The sequence below is a fragment of the Streptomyces sp. NPDC093801 genome (assembly GCF_040701585.1).
Taxonomy (GTDB): domain Bacteria; phylum Actinomycetota; class Actinomycetes; order Streptomycetales; family Streptomycetaceae; genus Streptomyces.
On the sequence record NZ_JBFBDP010000015.1, the window covers coordinates 178,558 to 200,544 of the forward strand.

19 protein-coding genes are annotated in these 21,987 nt (G+C 70.6%); all 19 read right to left on the minus strand.

Annotated elements, in window-relative coordinates; translation table 11 throughout:
• Window positions 1-24: 24 nt before the first annotated feature.
• Window positions 25-1,149 carry a sensor histidine kinase gene (locus AB0469_RS19495; RefSeq protein WP_366452667.1) on the minus strand — a complete coding sequence of 375 codons (1,125 nt, stop codon included), beginning with the start codon at window positions 1,147-1,149 and terminating at the stop codon, window positions 25-27.
• Window positions 1,150-1,189: 40 nt separating this feature from the next.
• Window positions 1,190-1,945 carry an ABC transporter permease gene (locus AB0469_RS19500; RefSeq protein WP_366452668.1) on the minus strand — a complete coding sequence of 252 codons (756 nt, stop codon included), beginning with the start codon at window positions 1,943-1,945 and terminating at the stop codon, window positions 1,190-1,192.
• Complete coding sequence (locus tag AB0469_RS19505) at window positions 1,939-2,898, minus strand: ABC transporter ATP-binding protein (RefSeq protein WP_366452633.1); 960 nt, start codon at window positions 2,896-2,898, stop codon at window positions 1,939-1,941. The genes AB0469_RS19500 and AB0469_RS19505 overlap by 7 nt, the downstream gene beginning before the upstream one ends.
• Before the next feature lie 170 nt (window positions 2,899-3,068).
• On the minus strand, window positions 3,069-5,003 hold the full coding sequence (locus AB0469_RS19510) for a hypothetical protein (protein WP_366452634.1): 1,935 nt from the start codon (window positions 5,001-5,003) through the stop codon (window positions 3,069-3,071).
• Window positions 5,004-5,360: 357 nt separating this feature from the next.
• On the minus strand, window positions 5,361-5,744 hold the full coding sequence (locus AB0469_RS19515) for a DUF6113 family protein (RefSeq protein ID WP_366452635.1): 384 nt from the start codon (window positions 5,742-5,744) through the stop codon (window positions 5,361-5,363).
• Complete coding sequence (mshB, locus tag AB0469_RS19520; RefSeq protein WP_366452636.1) at window positions 5,741-6,646, minus strand: N-acetyl-1-D-myo-inositol-2-amino-2-deoxy-alpha-D-glucopyranoside deacetylase; 906 nt, start codon at window positions 6,644-6,646, stop codon at window positions 5,741-5,743. The genes AB0469_RS19515 and mshB overlap by 4 nt, the downstream gene beginning before the upstream one ends.
• 22 nt (window positions 6,647-6,668) lie before the next feature.
• On the minus strand, window positions 6,669-6,863 hold the full coding sequence (locus AB0469_RS19525) for a hypothetical protein (RefSeq protein WP_042809907.1): 195 nt from the start codon (window positions 6,861-6,863) through the stop codon (window positions 6,669-6,671).
• Window positions 6,864-7,281: 418 nt separating this feature from the next.
• The gene (locus tag AB0469_RS19530; protein WP_366452637.1) at window positions 7,282-8,343 is read right to left on the minus strand and encodes a dipeptide ABC transporter ATP-binding protein; all 1,062 of its coding nucleotides are present in this window, start codon (window positions 8,341-8,343) and stop codon (window positions 7,282-7,284) included.
• Window positions 8,336-9,310 carry an ABC transporter ATP-binding protein gene (locus tag AB0469_RS19535; protein WP_366452638.1) on the minus strand — a complete coding sequence of 325 codons (975 nt, stop codon included), beginning with the start codon at window positions 9,308-9,310 and terminating at the stop codon, window positions 8,336-8,338. The genes AB0469_RS19530 and AB0469_RS19535 overlap by 8 nt, the downstream gene beginning before the upstream one ends.
• A 15-nt stretch (window positions 9,311-9,325) precedes the next feature.
• Window positions 9,326-10,327 (minus strand): ABC transporter permease, encoded by a 1,002-nt coding sequence (locus tag AB0469_RS19540; RefSeq protein WP_366452639.1) that lies wholly within the window; start codon window positions 10,325-10,327, stop codon window positions 9,326-9,328.
• Entirely contained in the window at window positions 10,320-11,243 is a 924-nt protein-coding gene (locus AB0469_RS19545) for an ABC transporter permease (protein WP_366452640.1), read from the minus strand. Before AB0469_RS19545 ends, AB0469_RS19540 begins: the two co-directional genes overlap by 8 nt.
• Before the next feature lie 34 nt (window positions 11,244-11,277).
• Window positions 11,278-12,906, minus strand: a complete 1,629-nt coding sequence (locus tag AB0469_RS19550) for an ABC transporter substrate-binding protein (RefSeq protein ID WP_366452641.1) — start codon at window positions 12,904-12,906, stop codon at window positions 11,278-11,280.
• A 106-nt stretch (window positions 12,907-13,012) separates the two neighbouring features.
• Window positions 13,013-13,954, minus strand: a complete 942-nt coding sequence (locus tag AB0469_RS19555; protein ID WP_366452642.1) for a GNAT family N-acetyltransferase — start codon at window positions 13,952-13,954, stop codon at window positions 13,013-13,015.
• 78 nt (window positions 13,955-14,032) lie between these two features.
• Complete coding sequence (locus tag AB0469_RS19560) at window positions 14,033-15,661, minus strand: ABC transporter substrate-binding protein (RefSeq protein WP_366452643.1); 1,629 nt, start codon at window positions 15,659-15,661, stop codon at window positions 14,033-14,035.
• Window positions 15,662-15,915: 254 nt separating this feature from the next.
• On the minus strand, window positions 15,916-17,061 hold the full coding sequence (locus AB0469_RS19565) for a dipeptide ABC transporter ATP-binding protein (RefSeq protein WP_366452644.1): 1,146 nt from the start codon (window positions 17,059-17,061) through the stop codon (window positions 15,916-15,918).
• Window positions 17,054-18,109, minus strand: coding sequence for an ABC transporter ATP-binding protein (locus tag AB0469_RS19570; RefSeq protein ID WP_366452645.1), 1,056 nt, complete (start codon window positions 18,107-18,109; stop codon window positions 17,054-17,056). The genes AB0469_RS19565 and AB0469_RS19570 overlap by 8 nt, the downstream gene beginning before the upstream one ends.
• A gap of 18 nt (window positions 18,110-18,127) precedes the next feature.
• Window positions 18,128-19,057 carry an ABC transporter permease gene (locus AB0469_RS19575; RefSeq protein WP_366452646.1) on the minus strand — a complete coding sequence of 310 codons (930 nt, stop codon included), beginning with the start codon at window positions 19,055-19,057 and terminating at the stop codon, window positions 18,128-18,130.
• A gap of 29 nt (window positions 19,058-19,086) precedes the next feature.
• On the minus strand, window positions 19,087-20,010 hold the full coding sequence (locus tag AB0469_RS19580; RefSeq protein ID WP_366452647.1) for an ABC transporter permease: 924 nt from the start codon (window positions 20,008-20,010) through the stop codon (window positions 19,087-19,089).
• Between the two features lie 181 nt (window positions 20,011-20,191).
• Complete coding sequence (locus tag AB0469_RS19585) at window positions 20,192-21,838, minus strand: ABC transporter substrate-binding protein (RefSeq protein WP_366452648.1); 1,647 nt, start codon at window positions 21,836-21,838, stop codon at window positions 20,192-20,194.
• Window positions 21,839-21,987 lie beyond the last annotated feature (149 nt).

The window sequence follows — 21,987 nt, forward strand, 5'->3', positions numbered from 1 at the left end:
CTTCGGTGGCTTCCGTGGCTTCCGTCATGACGGGGATCCTAGGGGGACCCTCGCCAGCAAGCGGAAGCCGGTCTTCCCTGCCGGCCCGGCCCACAGGGTGCCGCCGATGGCCTCCAGACGTTCCGTCAGGCCCGTCAGGCCGTTGCCGGGTACCGCGGTGCCGCCCGTGCCGTCGTCGGTCACCGAGAGCTCCAGCACCGGTCCGGCGAGGGTCTGGCGGGGCGTCAGGGTGACCGTGCAGCGCTTGGCGCCGCTGTGCCGCACCACGTTGGTCACCGCCTCGCGCAGCGACCACGCCAGCGCGCACTCCGGCTCCTCCGGGACGGTGTCGGCGAAGTCCGCCGGCAGGTCGGCCTTCACCCCCGCCGCCGCCAGGGCTGTCCGGGCGCCGGCGAGTTCGCCGGGCAGGGTGGGCCGCCGGTAGCCGCTCACGGCCTCCCGTACGTCCACCAGCGCCTGGCGGCAGACCTTCTCGATGTCCGCCACCTGCTGGGCGGCCCGGTCGGGGTGGTCGGGCAGCATCCGGCCGGCGAGCTCGCTCTTGAGCGTGATCAGCGACAGCGAATGGCCCAGCAGGTCGTGCAGGTCGCGGGCCATCCGCAGGCGCTCCTCGTTGGCCGCGAGCTGCGCCACGGTGGCCCGGGCCTGCCGGAGCTCCATGGTCGTGCTGATCATCTCGCGGACCCCGACCATCGCGAACCCGCCCATCAGGGACGGGATCAGCAGCCCGAACAGGTAGTCCCCGCCGTCCGGCACCGTGAGGGCCACCGCCGCCAGCAGCGCCGTCGCGCCGGGCACCGTCAGGCGGGACACCCTGGCCGGCAGGGCGGCGCCGGAGGAGATGGAGACGTAGACGAACAGCACCAGCCACTCGCGGCCCAGGGACAGCGACAGCACCGCGGCCTCGGTGCTGAGCAGCGCCAGCGACAGCAGGACCGACCGCACGGGCCGCGGCCGGTCGGGCCGGAACACCAGCCTCAGGTACCAGCCGACGAAGGCCAGCAGACCCAGGCCGCCGAGCACCCGGGCCCCGGCGCTGTGCCCGCCCCGCACCAGGTCGGTGACCGGGGCGCTGAGGTAGAAGAGCCAGATGCCGTTCCAGAGGGTCTTGACGACCCGGTGCACGGTGATGTCGCATGCCGGGCCCAGCGGGCTCGTGCCCGCTCCCTCCTGCGTCAGCGCCACGGTCCTACGCCTTCAGTGAGTCCTTGCGGTACAGCCAGGCGGCCGCACCGGTGAACACTACGAAGTACACGGCGAGGATCGCCACGTCCTTGACGTGCGGGGCCCCGCCCAGCTCGATGGCCTGGCCCAGGCCCGCGTAGGCGTGGGTCGGCAGCCACTCGCAGATGTCCTGGAGCCACTGCGGGAAGGCGGCGGTGGGCATCCACAGGCCGCCGAGGATCGACAGGCCGAAGTAGAAGAGCATGCTCAGGGGGCGGACGTTGTCCGCGCTGGCGAGGTAGCCGATGGCCACGCCCAGGGCGGCGAAGACGAGGCTGCCGGCCCAGATGGAGCCGGTCAGGGCCAGCCACTGCCAGATCTCGAAGCGGACGCCCTTGGCGACGGCGGCGACGAGGAAGACCACCAGGATGGCCGGCAGCGACAGCACGCCCGCGCTGGCGGTCTTGCCGAGCACGTAGCCGTGGCCGGGCAGGGCCGTCAGGCGCAGCTGGCGCACCCAGCCGCTCTCGCGCTCCTTGGCGATGCGCTCGGCGTTGCCGACCAGGACGGCGGTCAGGGCGCCGAAGGAGGCCATGGCGACCATGTAGAAGGCGGGCATGGTCAGTTCGGTGCCCATGACCTTGGTGGTGCCGTCCAGGGTGCCGCCGAGCATCAGGAAGAGGGCGGCCGGGTAGAGCAGCGTGAAGAAGATGTACTTCTTGTTCCGCACGGCGCGGGTGATCTCCAGCTTGACCAGGTTCAGCGTTCCGGTGTTCACGATGCGTCGGCCTCCTCGGCCTCGGTGAGGGCGATGAAGGCCTGCTCCAGGCCGAGGCCCGCGACCTCCAGGTTGCGGGGGTAGAGGCCGAGCGCGTACACCGCGTGGACGGTGGCGTCGGCGTCGCGCGACTGGAGCCGCACGGTGGAGCCGTTGACCTCGAAGGAGGTCAGGCCGGGCAGGGCGCGCAGGGCCTGGCGGTCGATCTCGCCGTCGAGGTCGAAGGCGACCTTCCGGGCGCCGGCCTTGGCCTTGATCTCGGCGGCGGTGCCGTCGGCGAGCAGCCGGCCCTTGTTCAGGACCAGTACCCGGTCGGCGATCGCGTCCGCCTCCTCCAGGTAGTGGGTGGCGAACAGGACGGTGCGGCCCTGTGCGGCCTGCTCCCGCATGGTGGCCCAGAAGGCCTGGCGGGCGGTGACGTCCATGCCGGTGGTCGGCTCGTCCAGGATGATCAGGTCGTTGTGGCCGGCGGTGGCGAGCGCGAAGCGCACGCGCTGCTCCTGGCCGCCGGAGAGCTTGTTGACCATCCGTCCGGCGATCTCCTCGATCCCGGCGCGGGAGAGCACCTCCTCGACCGGGTACGGGCGGGGGTGCAGGGCGCAGCCGAGGGTGACGAGCTCGCGCACGGTCACCTCCTCCATCAGGCCGCCGCTCTGGAGCATGGCGCCGACCCGGCCGGCCGTGACAGCCTCGCGGGGGGTGGTGCCGAAGAGGCGGACGGTGCCGGAGTCGGCGGGGCGCAGGCCCAGGAGGAGGTCGAGGGTGGAGGACTTGCCGGCGCCGTTGGGGCCCAGCAGCGCCACGGTCTCGCCCGGGTGCAGTTCGAGGGACAGCCCGTCGACGGCCCGGACCTGTCCGTAGCTCTTGGTCACGTTCTGGAAGCTCACCACGGTGCCGCTGCCGGCACCGCGTGCGGGTCCGGGGGCTCCGGACTGCGTCGCGGTCGTCGTCGTCATGGACCGAGCTTCTCCCGGACGGGGGTGCGCGCGGCAGTGTCTCCAGTCGTGACAGCTGCATGACAGATGTCATACGGCCGGTGTGACATGCCCGGTCGGGGCGGGTCCGGGGAACGCGGGAGCCCCTCCCCGGGATCCGGGAAGGGGCTCCTCGCGGCGGCTGCCGGGACTCAGTTGGCGTTCGTGTCGATGGACACGACGCGCTCGGCCGCGGTCTTCCCGACGAGGCCCTTGCCGAGGGCGCCCGCGACGTCCTGCGGGGTGACGGGGGTCTTCTGGCCCGTGCCCCGGGTGATCAGGACCCCGTCGAAGGCGTTGCCGTAGGTGGCCTTGAGGGCCTCCAGGTCGTACTTCTCGACGAGCTTGCCCTGCACCGGCTGCATGCTGAGGATCTTCGGCAGGGACTTGGCGCCGAAGGCCAGGGACTTGGTGCCCGCCTTGACGGTCACGGGGGCGGACATGGCCGGCTCGGCGAACTCCTTCATGGCCCGGTTCAGTTCGGCCTGGCTGACCGTCGGTTCCTTGGTGGCGGTGGGGAGTTCGACGGCGGCGGCCCTGCCGTTGGCGACGAGGTCGCGGAAGGCCTGCGTGACCAGGTCCACGGACTTGTCGACGTCCAGGCTGGTGCCGGCCTTGCCGGGGACGGCGACGGCCTTGCCGGTGTCGAAGGTGATGGTGCCCTCGGAGGCGGTGCCTGCGGTGCCGGCGAGCTCCTGGAGGGAGTCCTTCAGCTTCTCCTCGTCCACCGGCATGACGGCGGACGCCGTGCGCTCGACGCCGAACAGCGAGCCGATGACGGTGATCGGGTTGTAGTCGCTGCCGGCGGCGTTGCGGACGGTGGTCTGGCTGTCGAGGGTCAGGCCGGCCTTCTCGGGCTTCAGCTCGACGGACTTGCCGCCGACGGTGAGCTGGAGCGGGGTGGCCGAGCGCTTGCCGAAGGCCGTCTGGAGCTTGGCGACGGCGTCGTCGCGGCTGCCGCTGATGTCCACGCCGAGGACGGTGGTGCCCTTGGGGATGTCGGAGTGGTTCATGAGCAGCCCGGCGCCGTAGGCCACGCCGACGAGGGCGACGAGGCCGCCGCCGAGCAGGACCAGCTTGGAGCGGCCCTTCTTCTTGGCGGGCTTGCCGGCCGGGGCGGCCTTGCCGGGCTTGCCGGACTTCCCGGCGGGGGCCGGGGCGGGCATCGGCAGGGGCGGCTGCGGGCCGGGGGGCGGGACGGCCGGGCCGGTCCGGGGGCCCGGGGCCGGGGCGTCCAGGGCCTCGGGGCCGGGCCAGCGCGGGGTCTCGTCGGCGCCCACGGGCACGGTGCCCAGCGCGGGTCCGCCGGTCGGCCCGGCGGGCTCCGTGAAGGCGGGGAAGGCCTCGGTGGAGGGGCCGTTGTCGTACGCCGCGTACCCCTGGGGGGAGCCGGCGCCCGGGCCGCCGATGCCGGGGGCGGGCGCGAACCCGGCGCCGGGGCCGGTGCCGGGGGCCGGAGCGGGCGGCTGCGGGCGGCCGGGCGCCGCCGGGGGCGCGAAGCCCGCCCCGGTACCGGGGCCGTCGAACGGGGCGGTGCCCGGACCGTCGCCGGAGCCGCCGCGCGGAGCGGGGGCGAAGCCGTTGCCGGAGCCGCCGCGCGGGCCGCCGCCCGGGGCGGCGTCGAAACCGTTGCCGGGGCCCGGGGCGGGCGCGCCGCCCGGGCCGTTGCCGGGGCCGGGCGCGGAGGAGCCGTAGCTCGCGGCGGGCGCCGGGGCGGCGGGGGCCGCGGGCGGGGGCGTCGCCGCCTTGCGCGGGGCGAACCAGCCGCCGTCCGACGGCGGCTCGGCGGGCGCCTTCGCGGCCGGGGCGGCCGGCGCGGGCGTCTGGGCGGTGGGCCGCGCCGGCAGGGCGGCGCGCACGGGGGGCTGGGCCTGGCCGCGCGGGGCCGGGGGCTGGGCCTGCCCGCGCGGGGACGGCTCGGGCTCCGCGGAGCCGGGGGCCACCTCCGCGGAGGTGTCCTTCACCGGCTTGCGGACGACCACGGGCGGGATCGGCCGCGACCCCGGGATGTTGATCCGGATGCGGGTCGTCAGGGTGGTCTCGGTCTTCGGCCCGTCGGTGTCGGGCGTGGACGGGTTCGAAGTCACAGGATTCTCCTCCGGGGCGGTCGCCGCGCCAGGCCGAGGCGGCGGGGACGTGGGCGCGGACTGGCCGGTTCCATACGGCGGCGTACCCGAGGGGTAGGCGGCCCCACCGAGCCCTTGGGGCCCGGGGGACGAACTGTCAGTTTCACGACTCAAGGCAGGTTCTCCCGGTTGGCTCCGCCGCCCGCGTGCCGTGCGCGGGCAGCTCGGCGGCCCGTCCACCATACTGGCCGCCGCCCGCGCGCAACTGTCCCAGGGGAATGAAAGGTTCCTCTTAGCCCTCGCGGAGCCCCTCTCCGAGGGTCCGTCAAACCCCCGCAAGCCCTCCCCGATCAGGGGGAGCGGGAGTTCGGCGGCCGGTCAGCCGCTCGATTTCGAGGCCGAAACCGGCGGTTCCACGGGCCCGCGCATCGTGGCACAGATCACAGCGACCGCACTTCCCCCCAAAAGGTATGCGTACATACCCATTCCGGAGGAACCGAGCAGGAAGTCCCCTTCGGCGCGCGGGACACCGAGCAGGACGTACGAGAGGAACCAGCCGGCCGCCGCGACGCCCACGCCGATGCCCCCGCCGAGGGCGATCCGGGCCCCGAGGAACAGCCCGAGGAGGGCCAGCACGGCGAGCAGCAGCCCGGCCGGGAACCACAGGTCCACCACGAGCCAGCCGGCCAGGCCGGTGGCCGTCCCGGCCACCAGCAGGCCCAGCAGGGCGGCGATCCGCCCCGCGGTCACCGGAGCGGTCACGCCCCCACCCCCGCGAAGAGGTCCCGCTCGCGCTCGCCGGCCGGGGCCCCGGAGGCGCCCACGGCCAACTCGTAGTACTCGCGGGCGAACAGCGGCTGGGCCAGGTCGTTCGAGAGGGCGAAGAACGGGCCGTCGACGGCGATCTGGGTGGCGTGGGCCCGCATGGCGGCCGCCTTGGCCTCCACCAGCCCCCGCTCGCCCTCCGCGTCGCCGATCTCGGCGGTGATCCGCCCGTCGGGGACCACGCCCGGCACGTCGGCCGGGGTCGCGAGGCCGGGGAAGGGCAGTGCGGCACCCAGCGCGCGCAGCCGCGCGAAGCCCTCCTCGACGGCGGAGAGCGGGACCCGGTTCCAGTAGACCTTCGCGATGGTGTGCGGGGCGCCCAGTTCGGGGCGGTAGGCCGGGTAGGCGGCCAGCTCCGCGCCGCGCATGGCGACGCGGTGGGCCTGGATGTGGTCGGGGTGGCCGTAGCCGCCGTCCGGGTCGTAGGTGACGAGGACCTGCGGGCGCAGCTCCCGGATGACCTCGACGAGGTGGCCGGCGGCCTCGTCCACGCCGGTGGACCAGAAGGCGCCGGGCCGGGCGTTCTGCGGGGCGCCCATCATCCCGGAGTCCCGGAAGCGGCCGGTGCCGCCGAGGAAGCGGTGGTCGGCGACCCCGAGCTCCTTCATGGCGGCGGCGAGCTCGCCGACCCGGAACGGGCCCAGGGTGTCGTCGCGGTCCGGCGCGAGGTGGGCCAGCTCGGGCGGGATGACCTCGCCCTCCTCGCCGAGGGTGCAGGTCACCAACGCGACATGGGCGCCCTCGGCCGCGTACTTGGCCATGGTGACGCCGTTGTTGATCGACTCGTCGTCCGGGTGCGCGTGCACGAGGAGCAGACGACGGGCGGGAAGACCGTTCATGGGGCCAGCCTACGAGCAGGACCTACAGCTTGAGGCCACTGATCATGTTCGCCACGTTCGACGTGAGCTGGCTGAGGGTGGGAGCCACGGTCGAACTCGCCAGGTAGAACCCGAGCAGGACGCAGACGAACGCGTGCCCCGCCTTCAGTCCCGACCTCCGGACCAGAAGGAAGACGACGATCGCCAGCAGCACCACGGCCGAGATCGATAGCGCCACGGCGTTTCACCTCCACGTCGAGCGGACATCGGTACGCGTACTCGTGCTCGGCGATTCATACCCACCGTGCGCTACGGATCATAACTATCCGTACCAGTGCATCGGTCGAATTCCGGCAGCACGAGGGGCGCATACCGCGCACGCCCGGGGGCGCGCGGGAGCCCGGGTGGAGGCCCGCGCGCCCGCCCGCCGGGCCGCCCGCGCCCGTACGGCCGTATCCCGCCCGGCCGGGCGGGGCCGGAACTCGGGGCAGAATCGGTCAAGTCGCCCTCACCGCACACGGGTTGGGGCGGGAACGGGACGGTCCGGACCGGGTCCTCGGGGTGGCCGGAAATCATCGGTCTCCGGGGCCCGGTCCCACGTCCTGAAACGTTCGAACGGCCCCGGCTGCGGGCCCCGCTCCGGCGCGGCCCGCCCCCTACTCCCCCTCCGGCGGGGCATCCGGCGGCCCGGGCTCCCCCGGGGCCGGGACCACCTGCCGCTCGGCCGCGAAGTGGCAGGCCGACGGGTGCGCCGCCGGACCCGGGGGGAAGGCCGGCGGGACGGCCAGCGGCGGCACCTCCGTGGCACAGCGGGATTCGGCCTTCCAGCAGCGGGTGCGGAAGCGGCAGCCCGAGGGCGGGTTGGCCGGGGACGGTACGTCGCCGGAGAGCAGGATCCGGTCCCGGTGGGCGCGGGCCCGGGGGTCGGGCACCGGCACGGCGGAGAGCAGCGCCTGGGTGTACGGGTGGGTGGGGTGGTCGTAGATCTGGGCGTCGGTGCCGGTCTCGGCGAGCCGGCCCAGGTACATCACCCCGACCCGGTCGGAGATGTGCCGGACGATCGACAGGTCGTGCGCGATGAAGACGTAGGACAGGCCGAGGTCCGCCTGGAGCCGTTCGAGGAGGTTGACGACCTGGGCCTGGACGGAGACGTCGAGGGCGGATACGGGCTCGTCCGCGACGATGATCTCGGGCCGGAGCGCGAGGCCGCGGGCGATGCCGATGCGCTGGCGCTGGCCTCCGGAGAACTGGTGCGGGTACCGGTTGATGTACTCCGGGTTCAGGCCCACCACGTCCAGGAGCTCCCGGACCCGGCGCCGCCGGTCGCCCTTCGGGGCCACCTCGGGGTGGATCTCGTACGGCTCGCCGATGATGTCGCCGACCGTCATGCGCGGGTTCAGCGAGGTGTACGGGTCCTGGAACACCATCTGGATGTTGCGGCGCACGGCCTTGAGGGCCTTGCCCGACAGTTTCGTGACGTCCTCGCCCTTGTACGAGATCACCCCGGCGGTCGGGCGCTCCAGGTGGACCAGCATCCGGGCGACGGTGGACTTCCCGCAGCCGGACTCGCCGACGATCCCGAGGGTCTCGCCGGCCGCGAGGTCGAAGGAGACCCCGTCGACCGCCTTGACCGCGCCGATCTGCTTCTTGAAGAGGATGCCCTGGGTGAGGGGGTAGTGCTTGACGAGGCCGCGCACCTCCAGGATGGGCTCAGGCACCGAGGCACTCCTTCCAGAAGAAGCAGGCGCTGGCCCGGTCGGGGGCGACCGCGGCGAGCGGCGGGACCTCGGCCCGGCAGGCGGCGCGGGCCATCGGGCAGCGCGGGTTGAAGGCGCAGCCGGGCGGGATGGCCAGCAGGTTCGGCGGCAGGCCCTTGATGGCGTAGAGCTCCTGGCCCTTCTGGTCCAGGCGCGGGATCGAGTCGAGCAGGCCCCGGGTGTACGGGTGGGCGGGCGCCCGGTAGACGGCGTCGACGGGGGCGGTCTCGACGATGCGGCCCGCGTACATGACGGCGATCCTGTCGGCCACGTCGGCGACGACGCCGAGGTCGTGGGTGATCAGGATCAGGCCCATGTTGAGTTCGCGCTGCAGGTCCGCCAGCAGGTCCATGACCTGGGCCTGGACCGTCACGTCGAGGGCGGTGGTGGGTTCGTCGGCGATGATCAGGGACGGTTCCAGGGCCAGCGCCATGGCGATCATGATGCGCTGGCGCATGCCGCCCGAGAACTGGTGCGGGTAGTCCGTCACGCGCTGACGGGCGGCGGGGATCTTCACCCGGTCCATCAGCTCGACGGCCCGCGCGCGGGCGTCCTTGCGGGACATCCCGCGGTGGACCTCGAACATCTCGCCGAGCTGGGCGCCGACGGTGAGCACGGGGTTGAGGGAGGAGAGCGCGTCCTGGAAGATCATCGCCATCTCGGCGCCGCGGATCCTCCTGCGCTCCTCCTCCTTCATCTTCAGCAGGTCCTTGCCCTTGAAGAGGATCTGGCCGCCCGCGATCCGGCCGGGCGGCGCCTCCAGGATCCCCATCACGGCCTGCGCCGTCACCGACTTGCCCGAGCCGGACTCGCCGAGCACGGCGAGGGTCTCGCCCTCGTCCACCGAGTAGTCGACCCCGTTGACGGCCTTGGCGACGCCGTCGCGGGTGGTGAACTCCACGTGCAGGTCGCGGACTTCGAGCAGCATCTGGCGGCTCACTCCTCAGCGCAGCTTGGGGTCGAGGGCGTCGCGCACCGCGTCGCCGAGCATGATGAAGGCGAGCACGGTCAGGCTCAGGGCCAGGGCCGGCCAGAGCAGCATGTGCGGCGCGTTGCGGATCTGGGAGGCGGCGTTGGAGATGTCGATGCCCCAGGAGACGGTGGGCGGGCGCAGGCCCACGCCGAGGAAGGACAGGGTGGCCTCCAGGGCGATGTAGGTGCCCAGCGCGATGGTGGCGACGACGATGACCGGGGCGACGGCGTTGGGCGCGACGTGCCGCAGCAGGATGCGGGCGTTGCCGGCGCCGAGGGCCCGGGCGGCCTGGACGTAGTCGTTCTGTTTGGCGGTGATCACCGAGCCGCGGGCGATGCGGGCGAGCTGCGGCCAGCCGAGGAGCACGATGAAGCCGACGACCGGCCAGACGGTGGTGCTGGTGACCACGGACAGGAAGACGAGCCCGCCGAGGATGACGGGGATCCCGAAGAAGATGTCCGCCACCCGGGAGAGCAGGGAGTCGCCCCAGCCGCCGAAGAACCCGGCGAGCCCGCCGAGGGCGGAGCCGAGCAGGGCGGCGCCGAGGGTGGCGCAGATCCCGACGGTGATGGAGGCGCGGGCCCCGTACACGGTGCGGGTGTAGACGTCGCAGCCCTGGGTGTCGTAGCCGAAGGGGTGTCCGGGCGAGGAGCCCTGCTGCGATTTGGACAGCTCGCAGTGGAGCGGGTCGCCGCTCGCGATGAGCTGGGGCCAGAGGGAGATGACCACGAGGAAGAGGATGAAGAGGGAGGAGACGATGAAGACGGGGTTGCGGCGCAGCTGGTGCCAGGCGTCGGACCACAGCGAGCGGGCCCGCTCCCGGGGTGCGGAGGGGTCGGGGTCGAGGGGCTTCTCCAGGCTCTCGGCCTCGTCCAGCGCGAGGTCCATGACACCTCCCTGCCCGGTCGGGGCGACGGCCTCGTTCTCGCCCGGTCCCACCGGGTCGTAGGGCTGTGGTTCGGGTTCAGGCATAGCGGATCCTCGGGTCCAGGACCGCGTAGAGCAGGTCGACGAGCAGGTTCGCCACGAGGAAGACGATGACGAGGATGGTCACGAAGCCCACCACGGTGGGCGAGTTGCCGCGCAGGATGCCCTGGTAGAGCTGGTAGCCGACGCCGTGGATGTTGAAGATCCGCTCGGTGACGATGGCCCCGCCCATGAGGGCGCCGATGTCGGTGCCGATGAAGGTGACCACCGGGATGAGGGAGTTGCGCAGCAGGTGGCGGCCGACGACCCGGCGGCGCGGCAGTCCCTTGGCGACGGCGGTGCGGACGTAGTCGGCCTTGGCGTTCTCGGCGATGGAGGTCCGCGAGAGCCGGGTGACGTAGGCGAGGGAGACCAGGGCGAGGACGATGCCGGGCAGGATCAGCTCGCCGAAGGGGGCGTCCGGGGAGACGGTGGGGCGCACCCAGCCCCATTTGACGCCGAAGAGGTACTGGAGCAGGTAGCCGGTGACGAAGGTGGGCACCGAGATGACGACGAGGGTGGCCACCAGCAGGGTGGTGTCGATCGTCTTGCCCCGGCGCAGTCCGCTGACCACGCCGAGGGTGATGCCGACGACGATCTCGATGAGGATCGCGACACAGGTCAGGCGGAGGGTGACGGGGAAGGCGGTGGCCATCAGGTCGGTCACCGACTGCCCGTTGAAGGCCGTGCCGAAGTCGCCCTTGAAGATCTGCCCCATGTAGTGGACGTACTGCTGCCACAGGGGGCGGTCGAGGTAGAGGTCCTTGCGGATGCGGGCGGCGGTGGCGGGGTCGGGGGCCTTGTCCCCGAAGAGGGCGGCCACGGGGTCGCCGAGGGCGTAGACCATGAAGAAGATCAGGAAGGTGCTGCCGATGAACACGGGGATCATCTGGAGCAGCCGCCGGATCACGTAACGTCCCATGGATGCTCCAGGGTGTCGGGTGCGCCGGCGGGGGTCAGCTGACCTTGATCTCGTTGTAGACGGGGACGCTGAACTGGTTCAGGGCGACGTCGGTGATCCGCTCGGAGTGCCCGGCGCTGCCGTTCTGGTACCAGAGGGGGATGGCCGGCATCTGTTCGGCGAGGATCTTCTCGGCGTCCTGGAACTTCGCGACGGCCTTGGCGGTGTCGCTCTCCTGGTTGGCCTCGTCGACGAGCTTGTCGAAGTCGGGGCTGCTGAACTTGCCGTAGTTGGAGGAGGCGCCGGTGTAGTACAGCGGCTGGAGGAAGTTCTGGATGAGCGGGTAGTCGGCCTGCCAGCCGGAGCGGAAGGGGCCGGTCAGCTTGTAGGCGCTCTGCTGGTTGCGGAAGTCCGCGAAGGTGCCGACGGGGTTGACGGTGCAGACGGGGCCCTCGCCCAGGGCGTTGTTGACGCTGTTGCAGACGGCCTCCATCCAGTCCCGGTGCGAGCCGGTGTCCACGTTCGAGGTGAGGGTCATCTTGCCGCCGGGCAGACCGCCGCCCTCCTGGATGAGCTTCTTGGCCTCGGCCGGGTTGAACTTGCAGGCGTCGCCGCAGAGCGTGGCGTTGAAGCCGCCCTTCGCGCCGAGGGCGGGCGAGGTCCAGTCCTTGGCCGGGGTGCGGGTCTCGCGGAAGATCTGCTCGGTGATCTCGTCGCGGTTGATCGCCATGGAGATGCCGCGGCGTACCTTGTCCGACCCCTCCTTGCTCCACTGCGGGTCGTACAGGGGGAAGGTGAGGGTCTGGATGATGAGGGCCGGCTGGTTGATGTACCGGTCGCCGAGGTCGTTCTTGACGTTCTTCAGCTGCTGGGCCGGGATGTCGTCGACGAGGTCGAGGTTGCCCGAGATCAGGTCGGTGTAGGCGGTGTTGTTGTCGGTGTAGACCTTGAGGTCCACGCCGCCGTTCTGCGCCGGGTCGGGGCCGGTGTAGCCGTCCCACTTGCGCAGCTTCATGCCGGTGCCCTTGGTGTACGAGTCCACCGTGTAGGGGCCGTTGCCGACCGGCTTGTCGAGCCAGCCGGAGTGGTCGGTGAAGAAGGTCTTGGGCAGCGGGGAGAAGGCCTGGTAGCCGAGGGTCTCGGGCCAGGTGGAGAACTTCGACTTCAGGGCGACGGTGAAGGTCTTGGGGTCCTTGACCACCAGCCCGGACATGGTCTTGGCCTTGGGTTCCCCGGACGCGGGGTGCAGGTCGGCGTAGCCCACGATGTCGGCGAAGAAGGGTGCGTTGTTCTGCTTGTTGCGCACGTCGGCGGCGTAGTTCCAGGCGTCGACGAAGGACTGCGCGGTGACCGGTTCGCCGTTGCTGAACTTCCAGCCGTCCTTCAGGGTGACGGTGAAGTTCTGGCTGTCGGTGGTCTCGATCTTCTCGGCGACCATGTTCTGGGCCTCGCCGGTCTTGGCGTCGTAGCGCTTGAGCCCGCGGAAGAGCATGTCGAGGACCTTGCCGCCCTGCACCTCGTTGGTGTTGGCCGGCTCCAGGGGGTTCTGGGGGTCGCCCCAGGAGGAGCTGACGATCCCCGCCGCACCGCCACCGCCGCTGTCGCTCCCGCTGCCGCAGGCCGTCGCCGCGAGGGCGACGGCCACCGCACATGCGGCCCACTGGGCGTGGGTGGCTCCGCGCATGGACTGCCTCCTAGGGGTCCCAAGACTCACTTAGGGGCAATGTCACCCCATGGAGGACCCCTTTCCGTGGTGGTTGGCCCGATTGCACCCTCGCGTCCCCCGCCTGTCACCCCTGGGGGTGCAAAGGCAGGTCCCAGGTGTCGACGGCGTAGTGGAGGGCCATGCCGTGCGCCTCGTAGAGGGCCAGCGCGCCGGTCTCGTTGAGGGTGTCCACGCCCAGGCCCACGGTCGCCCGGCCGCGGGCGGCGTAGGCGGCGAAGCCGTGGCGCAGCAGGAAGCCGCCGACGCCGCGGCCGCGCAGGTCCTCGCGCACGCCGATGTGGCTGAGCCAGGCCATGCTGGTGCGGTCGTCGCGGGAGACGAGGACGGCCGCGTCGCCCTGCCCGGGCAGGCTGGCGATCCACACCAGCGACCAGTCGAGGCGGCGGCCGTCGACGTGGTCCAGCCAGGCCTCGTAGCCGCGGCCGGCGTGTCCGAAGTGGGCGGAGAAGGTCTCCTCGACCAGGGCGTGGGCCCGGCGGCGGTCGGCCTCGTCGGCGGCGCAGTCGCGCAGGACGAGCCCGGCGGGCGGCTCGGGGGGCAGGTCGGCGGCCGGGTGCAGGGTGCGGGTCATCACCTGGTAGCGGCGCACGCTGCGGTAGCCGCGACCGGTGAGGAGGGAGAGGTCGAGGGTGGGCCTGGTGTTGAGCTGGATCCGCAGCCGGGCGGCGGGCGCCGCGCCGGCCATGGCGCGGGCGCGGGCCTCCATCAGTTCCAGCAGCCGCAGGGCCGCGGGGTTGTGGCCGGGCAGGACGTAGGGGGCGCCGTCGATCAGGCCCGGTCCGGAGTCGGCCCACACCAGGGCGTAGCCGACGAGCCTGCCGCCCCGGAAGGCGAGCCAGGAGTCGGCGGCCAGGTCCACGTCGGGGTGGTTGAGGTCGGCCTCGACCCCGCCGAGGTCGGTCTCGGGTCTGCCGATCTCCAGGACGTCGACGGCGTTGAGCAGTGCGCAGATGTCCGGGGCGTCCCCGGGACCGGCGGGGCGGACGGTCAGCGTGTCGGTGGCCATCCGCCCACTCTCGGCCGCCGCCGCGCGCGGCCGCAAGCGGGTTTGCCCGCCCCCGCGGCGGCGGGGGCGGGCGGTGGCTCAGCTGAGCTGGACGTTCGCGAGGTCCATGCGGCCCTGGGCGTCGACCTCGACGTGGGTGACGCTCTTGGCGTAGGCGGCGGCGGACATGTACGTGAAGACCGGGATGTACGGCAGGTCCCGGATGACGATGTCGTCGGCCTTCTGGTAGAGCTTGAGGCTGTCGGCCGGGTCGGTGGACCGGTCGGCCGCGGCGAGGGCCGCCTCGAACTCCTCGCTCTTGTAGTGCCCGAAGTTGGAGCCGTTGGCGATGGCCTCCTTGGAGAACACCGGGCGCAGGTAGTCCTCCGCCGCCGGGTAGTCCATGGCCCAGCCCGTGCGGAAGGCGCCCTCGAAGTTCTGGGCCTTCAGCTCGTTGAGCATGTCGCCGATCTTCGGGAAGGGCTTGGGCGTGACCTCGATGCCGAGGTTGGTCTTCAGCTGGGCGGCGACGGCCTCGATCCACTCCTTGTTGTCGCTGTCCGCGTCGTATCCGAGTTCCATGCGGTTCCCGGGGATGCCGCCGGCCCGCTGGAACAGCTCCTTGGCCTTGACCGGGTTGAACATCCCGGCCTCGCCCAGGGCGCCCTTGCGGTAGCCGGGCACGATGGGGCTGATGAAGTCGTCGGCCGGCTTGCGGGTGCCGTTGAAGATGCTCTTCGCGATGGCGTCCCGGTCGATCGCCATCGAGATCGCCCTGCGGACGTCGGCCTTGCCGAAGGACTCGCGGTTGGCCTCCAGCGGGAGGCCGATGTAGCCGACGGACGCCTCGGGCTTGTAGATGTAGCGCTCGCCGAACTCCTGGGAGACGGTGGGCAGCGCGGTGACCGGCAGCTTGTCGACGATCTGGAGCTTGCCGGCCTGGAGGTCGCCGTAGGCGTCGTCGAGGTTGTCGTAGATCTTGAACGTGACGCCGTCGAGCTTCGCCCGGCCGTCGACCGGGTACTTGTCGTACTTCTTGACCTTGATCTGCTTGTTGTGCTCCCACCGGCCGTCCATCTGGAACGGGCCGTTGCCGATCGGCGCCTCGCCGAACTTCTGCGGGTCCGCCTCGAAGGCCTTGGGCAGCGGGTAGAAGGCGTTGTAGCCCAGCATGGTCTTGAACTGGGAGAACGGCGCCTTCAGCGTCACCACGAAGGTCTTGCTGTCGACGATCTTGAGGCCCTTGAGCTCCTTGGCCGTGGGGGTCTTCCCCTTGCCCGGGGCCAGCTCGTCCGAGCCCTCGATCTTCGAGAAGAAGCCCATCGCCTCCGCGTTGTTCTCCTGGTTGGCCCCCCAGTTCCAGGCGCGGACGAAGGACTGCGCGTCGACCTTCTCGCCGTTGTGGAAGGTGTACCCGTCCTTGAGCTTGACCGTCCAGGTCCTGGAGTCGGTCGTCTCGATGGACTCGGCGACCGCGAGCTTCGGCTCGCTGGTCTTGTTGTCGTACGAGACCAGGCCCGTGAAGAGCGCGTGGAGCACCTCGGAGCCCTCGGACTCGCCGGTGTTCTGCCCCACCAGGCCGTGCTGCGGCTCGCTCAGCCGGACGCTGATGTGCCCGCCGGTCTTGACGCCGGCGGTGAGGTCCTCCGCACTGCTGCCGCAGCCCGTCGCCGCCATCGCCAGCACCAGGGTGCCGGCGGCCCATTTGGCGCGCGTTGCTCCACGCATGGGAAATTGCCTCCTCAGGAGTCACTGTCGATGTGCTCGTGAGCCGACGCTCCCCACAGCGCTTGACCCGAGACGCGAGCTCGATGGGGCCATCCTCGAGGACGCCCGGACCCCTAGAACATACCTGAGCGGTCACGTTACCGAGGCGGTACGGGTACACCTCCGGAACCCCCGGCTCCGCTCGGACGGGGCCGTGAACGCCGACCGGGCACGGCCGCTCAGCGGCCGTGCCCGGTCGGGTGTGCGCAGGGGGATCAGACGGGCAGGACCGTCTTCTCCTCGGCGAAGTGGCACGCCGACTCGTGCGCGGCCGCCGTGTCCTGGCCCTTGAAGCGCTCCGGGACCGCCAGCAGCGGCACCTCGGTGGAGCAGATGTCCTGCGCCTTCCAGCAGCGGGTGCGGAAGCGGCAGCCCGAGGGCGGGTTGGCCGGGGACGGGACGTCACCGGTCAGGATGATCCGCTCGCGGCCCTCGCGGGCATCCGGGTCCGGCACCGGCACCGCGGAGAGCAGCGCCTGGGTGTACGGGTGGGTGGGGTGGTCGTAGATCTGGGCGTCGGTGCCGATCTCGGCCATCTTGCCCAGGTACATGACGCCCACGCGGTCCGAGATGTGCCGGACGATCGAGAGGTCGTGCGCGATGAAGATGTAGGACAGGTTGAACTCGTCCTGCAGCTTCGCCATCAGGTTGATGACCTGCGCCTGCACCGACACGTCGAGCGCGGAGACCGGCTCGTCGCAGATGATGATCTCGGGCTGGAGCGCGAGGCCGCGGGCGATGCCGATGCGCTGGCGCTGGCCGCCGGAGAACTGGTGCGGGTACCGGTTGATGTACTCCGGGTTCAGGCCCACCACGTCCAGGAGTTCCTGGACCCGGCGCCGGCGGTCGCCCTTGGGAGCCACCTCGGGGTGGATCTCGAAGGGCTCGCCGATGATGTCGCCGACCGTCATGCGCGGGTTCAGCGAGGTGTACGGGTCCTGGAACACCATCTGGATGTTGCGGCGCACGGCCTTGAGGGCCTTGCCCGACAGCTTGGTGATGTCCTGGCCCTTGTAGAAGACCTCGCCGGACGTCGCCGTCTCCAGCAGCATCAGCAGCTTGGCGACGGTGGACTTGCCACAGCCGGACTCGCCGACGATGCCGAGGGTCTCGCCCTGGTGCAGGTCGAAGGAGATCCCGTCGACCGCGCGGACGGCGCCGATCTGCTTCTTGAACAGGATGCCCTGGGTCAGCGGGAAGTGCTTGACCAGGTTGCGCACCTGCAGGATCGGCTCACCGCGCTCGACGGGCGCCTCGATGGCGGCCACGGCCGCCGTCTCGGTCGCCGCCTCGACGACCTCGACCTCGCTGATACCGGGGGTGGCGTCCACGGCGTCGTCCTTCTTGTGGGTCTCAGCCATGGAGCTGCTCCTCGCGGAAGTGGCAGGCGCTGGCGCGGCCGGCCAGCTCGGTGCCGTCCTGCTCGGTCACCTGCAGCAGGGGCGGCATCTCGGTGCGGCAGATGTCCTGCACCTTGGGGCAGCGCGGGTTGAAGGCGCAGCCGGAGGGGGCCTTGAGCAGGTTGGGCGGCAGACCCTTGATCGCGTAGAGCTCCTGGCCCTTCTGGTCCAGGCGCGGGATCGAGTCCAGCAGACCACGGGTGTACGGGTGCGCGGGGCGCTTGTACAGCTCGTGGACCGGCGCCTGCTCGACGATGCGGCCCGCGTACATCACGGCGATCTTGTCCGCGACGTCGGCGACGACGCCGAGGTCGTGGGTGATCAGGATCAGACCCATGTTGTACTCGCGCTGCAGGTCCGCCAGCAGGTCCATGACCTGGGCCTGGACCGTCACGTCGAGCGCCGTGGTGGGCTCGTCCGCGATGATCAGGTCCGGCTCCAGGGCGAGCGCCATCGCGATCATGATGCGCTGGCGCATGCCGCCCGAGAACTGGTGCGGGTAGTCGTCGACCCGGCTCTTGGCCGCGGGGATCTTCACCCGGTCCATGAGCTCGATGGCCTTGACCTTGGCGTCCTTCTTCGACATGCCCTGGTGGACGCGGAACATCTCGCCCAGCTGGTTGCCGACGGAGAACACCGGGTTCAGCGCGGACAGCGCGTCCTGGAAGATCATCGCCATCTTCGGACCGCGCAGCTTGCGCCGCTCGTTCTCCGGAAGCTTGAGGATGTCCTCACCGCGGAAGAGGATCTCTCCCTTGGCGACCCGCCCGGGGGGCGAGTCGAGGATGCCCATGATCGCCTGCGCGGTCACGGACTTGCCGGAGCCGGACTCGCCGAGCACGGCCAGGGTCTCGCCGGACGAGACGCTGTAGTTCACGCCATTGACGGCCTTGACGACGCCTTCGCGGGTGGCGAACTCGACGTGCAGGTCGCGCACTTCGAGAACGGGAACCTCGGAGTCGCCGCCCCTCTGGCGGGGCACGTCTGCGGTGATGCTTGAAGCAGTCATTTCGGTGGTGCCGCCCTTCTAGCGCAGCTTCGGGTCGAGGGCGTCGCGGAGCCCGTCACCGACGAATACGAAGCCAAGGACCGTCAGCACGATCGCGATGCTGGGGTAGGTCCACAGGAAGTCCTTGACTCCCATGAAGTCCTTGGCGGCGGCGAGCATGTTGCCCCACTCCGGGACCTCCGGGCTGACGCCCACGCCCAGGAAGGACAGCGAGGCCTCGGCCACGATGGCGCCGCCGACGCTGAACGCGGCGTAGGCCATCACGGCGGCGATGGAGTTGGGGATGATGTGCCGCAGGATGATCCGGCGGGTGTCCGCGCCCAGGGCGCGGGCGGCCAGCACGTAGTCGGCCTCGCGGACCGACAGGATCGAGCTGCGCAGCAGACGGGAGACCGTCGGCCAGGAGAAGACGGCCAGCGAGATGATCACCGGCATCACGCCCCGGCCCATCGCGATGATGATGACGATGGCACCGATCAGCAGCGGGAAGGCGAAGAAGATGTCGGCGATGCGCATCAGCACCGAGTCGGTGGCGCGGCCGAAGTAGCCGGCCAGCGCGCCGATGACGATGCCGATGAGGCACGCCAGGAAGATCGACGCGAGACCGATCTCCACGGCGATGCGGGTGCCGTAGATGATGCGGGAGAACTGGTCGCGGCCGAGGGCGTCGGTGCCCAGCAGGTGGCCGTTGCCCGGCTCCTGGAGGGTGTTGTTCAGGTCCTGGGCCAGCGGGTCCTGCGGGGCGATCAGCGGGGCGAAGATCGCGGTCAGGAACAGCAGCGCGACGAGGCCGAGGCCGACGACGGCCAGCTTGTTCGCGAGGAAGCGGTGGCGGATCTCGCCCCACTGGGTCACGCGGGCGACGGCCGGTTCGGCCTCCGCGTTCGCGGCCTGCGCCGGTGCGGTCGCGTCCCCCGCCACCGATGTGCTCTTGGTGAGCTCGGTCATGGGTAACTCCTAGAACGGGCTGCCTGGGATCAGGCGAGGCGGATGCGCGGGTCGAGGACCGCGTACAAGAGGTCGACGAGGAGGTTCAGCAGGACGAACACGGCGACGCCGAAGCTCACCACGCCGATGATGATCGGGTTGTTCTGCTGCTGGACCGCCTGCACCAGGGCGAGCCCGATGCCATCCCAGTTGAAGATCGCCTCGGTGATCAGGGCGCCACCGAGCAGCGAGCCGAAGGAGATACCCAGGTACGTGACGACCGGGATGATCGAGTTGCGCATGACGTGCTTGACGAGCACGGTCCGCCGCGGCAGGCCCTTGGCGACGGCCGTCTTGACGTAGTCGGCCCGCAGCACCTCGAGCATGGTGCCGCGCATGAGCCGCGCCACGAGGGCGGCGTCGAGGATCGCCAGCGTGAAGGCGGGCAGGATCAGCGAGTTCATCGTGCCGTCGGAGATCAGCGGGAACCACTTGAGCTGGACCACGAAGGCCTTCTGGAGCACCATGCCGATCACGAAGGACGGGAAGCCGACGGCCATGGTGGTCAGGAGCGTGATCAGCACGTCCCAGAACGAGTATCTGAACAGCGCGGCGATCAGACCCGCCAGCAGGCCGATCAGGATGTCCAGGACGATGGCCGCCAGGGCGAGCTCAGCGGTGTTCGCGAGCTTCGGCCCGAGGACCTCCGTCACCGGCCGGCGCTGGGTGTAGTCCTCACCGAGGTCACCCTGCGCGAGGTTCTTGACGAAGTTCCCGTACTGGACGGGCAGCGGATCGTTGAGGCCGTAGCGCTCGCGGAGCGCCTCGACCACGGCCGGGTCACGGGCCTTGTCACCACCGAGGGAGCCCACCGGGTCGCCGGGGAGCACGAAAAGACAGCAGAAGAGAATAACCGTCGCACCGAAGAGAACGACAACCATCTGTCCGAGCCGCCGGATCACATACCTTCCCACGATGCCTCCTTTACATACCGAGCGTGGGGGTTGGCGGCATCATCCGATCGGGAGATTGGCCGCATCCGGGCGCGGATCGACGAGAGAGAGGGGTGCGCCCGGGACTGAGCGAAGGCCGTGGGGACCGGAGTAGTGTCTCCGGGCCCCCACGACCTTCGCCTACCTGTTGATGAGGAGGCTCTTACTTGGCCGAGATCTCAGCGAGGTTCGGGTCCTCGAAGAAGTCCAGCTGGACGTTGTTGAACTTGTCCGTGGCCGCGAGGCGGAACTGGGTGCGCTTCCACAGCGGGATGAGACCCTGCTCCTCGTCGACCGCGAGCTTCTCGGCCTCCTTGTAGACCGCGGCGCGGGCCGCCGGGTCCTTGGTGCCGCGGGCCTTGGTGATCAGCTCGTCGAACTTCGGGTTGTTGTAACGGCCGCGGTTGTCACCGGCCGCCTTGCCCGTCGCCGGGTCCTCGTTGATCGAACCGGAGTCGAGCAGCGGGTACAGGAAGTTGTCCGGGGTCGGGTAGTCCGCGCCCCAGGCCGAGCGCCACAGACCGCCGGTGCCCTTGTCCTGCTGCTGGGCCAGGGCCTCCTTGAACGGCTTGCCGTTCAGCTTGACCTCGAGGCCGAGGACGTCCTTCAGCTGCTGCGCGACGGCCTGGACCCACTCTTCGTGGCCCGCACCGGTGTTGTAGCCGAAGTCGAGGACGGTGCCCGGCTTCAGGCCGCCCTTCTCCGCGAACTGCTTGGCCTTCTCCTTGTCCTGCTTGACGCAGGAGGAGCAGACGCCGTCCTGGTACGTGTCCGCGAAGGACGGCGGCAGGACGGAGGTGGCGGGCTTCTGCATGCCCTGGAAGACACCCTTGGCGATGGCCTCGCGGTCGATCGCGTAGGAGATCGCCTTGCGGGCGTCGGGGTTGTTCAGCGGGGCGACCTGGTTGAAGGCGACCAGGTAGTTGACACCGCTGGTGTCGGCCTCGATCCACTGCTTCTTCGGCGAGTACTTGGCCTTCGCGACCGGCTGCTGCGGCGTGGGCATACGCGCCCAGTCGAACTGGCCCGACTGGAAGCCCTGGTACTCCAGGGTGGAGCCGTTGGCCGCGTTCAGGATCGAGATCTCGACCTTGGCGAGCTTGGCCTTCTCGAAGCCGTAGTCGTCGTTACGGACGAGGGTGATGGACTTGTTGTGCTGCCACGAACCCTCCATCTTGAAGGGGCCGTTGCCGATCGGCGCGTCGTTGAACGCCTTGTTGCTGGCGGCGCCGGCGGCCTTCGGGACCGGGCTGAAGGCCTGGTGCACGGTCTTCTTGTCGAACTCGAAGTCGGCCTCGGACAGCTCGACCTTCAGGGTGGAGGCGTCCGGAGCGGTCACACCCGCGAAGGTGGTGGCGTTGCCGCCGTTGAGCTCCTTGTAGCCGTTGACGCCCGCGAACGGGTAGGCCACGTCGGAGGCGGAGTCCTTGGCGACCACACGGGTCCAGCCGCGGACGAAGGACTCGGCGTCGACGGGCTCGCCGTTGGTGAACTTCGTGCCCTGCTTGATCTTGAAGGTCCAGGTCTTGCCGTCGTCGCTGGTCTGGACCGACTCGGCGAGCTCGGGCTTGAGCTTGCCGTCGACCGTGGCGCTGTAGAGGCCCGTGAAGAGGTTGTGCGTGACGAGCGCGCCCTCGGACTCCTGGGAGTTGAACGGGTCGATCGCGGTCGGCTCGGTGATGCCGAGGCGGAACGTACCGCCCGACGGACCCGCGTTCTTCTTGTCGCCGTCGCCACCGCTGCATGCCGTGGCAGCCATCGCCACGATGACGGCACCCACGACCCACTTGGCGCTCGTTGCTCCGCGCATGGGTAATAGCCTCCTCAGGAGTCACTGTCGATGATGAGGGTCCGTCATCCGCTGACACCCCTGACAGCGAAATCCGGTCCCGTCGTGTGTGCTCGTGAGTCGACGCTCCCCACAGCGTGTGACCCATTGACCCGAGCTCAATGGAGCCA

Excerpts from the sequence above, each read along its gene's own strand:
- AB0469_RS19505 (WP_366452633.1), bottom strand. The coding sequence starts at position 2,898 with ATGACGACGACGACCGCGACGCAGTCCGGAGCCCCCGGACCCGCACGC.
- mshB (WP_366452636.1), bottom strand. The coding sequence starts at position 6,646 with ATGAACGGTCTTCCCGCCCGTCGTCTGCTCCTCGTGCACGCGCACCCG.
- AB0469_RS19535 (WP_366452638.1), bottom strand. The coding sequence starts at position 9,310 with ATGCTGCTCGAAGTCCGCGACCTGCACGTGGAGTTCACCACCCGCGAC.
- AB0469_RS19540 (WP_366452639.1), bottom strand. The coding sequence starts at position 10,327 with ATGCCTGAACCCGAACCACAGCCCTACGACCCGGTGGGACCGGGCGAG.
- AB0469_RS19545 (WP_366452640.1), bottom strand. The coding sequence starts at position 11,243 with ATGGGACGTTACGTGATCCGGCGGCTGCTCCAGATGATCCCCGTGTTC.
- AB0469_RS19550 (WP_366452641.1), bottom strand. The coding sequence starts at position 12,906 with ATGCGCGGAGCCACCCACGCCCAGTGGGCCGCATGTGCGGTGGCCGTC.
- AB0469_RS19555 (WP_366452642.1), bottom strand. The coding sequence starts at position 13,954 with ATGGCCACCGACACGCTGACCGTCCGCCCCGCCGGTCCCGGGGACGCC.
- AB0469_RS19560 (WP_366452643.1), bottom strand. The coding sequence starts at position 15,661 with ATGCGTGGAGCAACGCGCGCCAAATGGGCCGCCGGCACCCTGGTGCTG.
- AB0469_RS19565 (WP_366452644.1), bottom strand. The coding sequence starts at position 17,061 with ATGGCTGAGACCCACAAGAAGGACGACGCCGTGGACGCCACCCCCGGT.
- AB0469_RS19570 (WP_366452645.1), bottom strand. The coding sequence starts at position 18,109 with ATGACTGCTTCAAGCATCACCGCAGACGTGCCCCGCCAGAGGGGCGGC.
- AB0469_RS19575 (WP_366452646.1), bottom strand. The coding sequence starts at position 19,057 with ATGACCGAGCTCACCAAGAGCACATCGGTGGCGGGGGACGCGACCGCA.
- AB0469_RS19585 (WP_366452648.1), bottom strand. The coding sequence starts at position 21,838 with ATGCGCGGAGCAACGAGCGCCAAGTGGGTCGTGGGTGCCGTCATCGTG.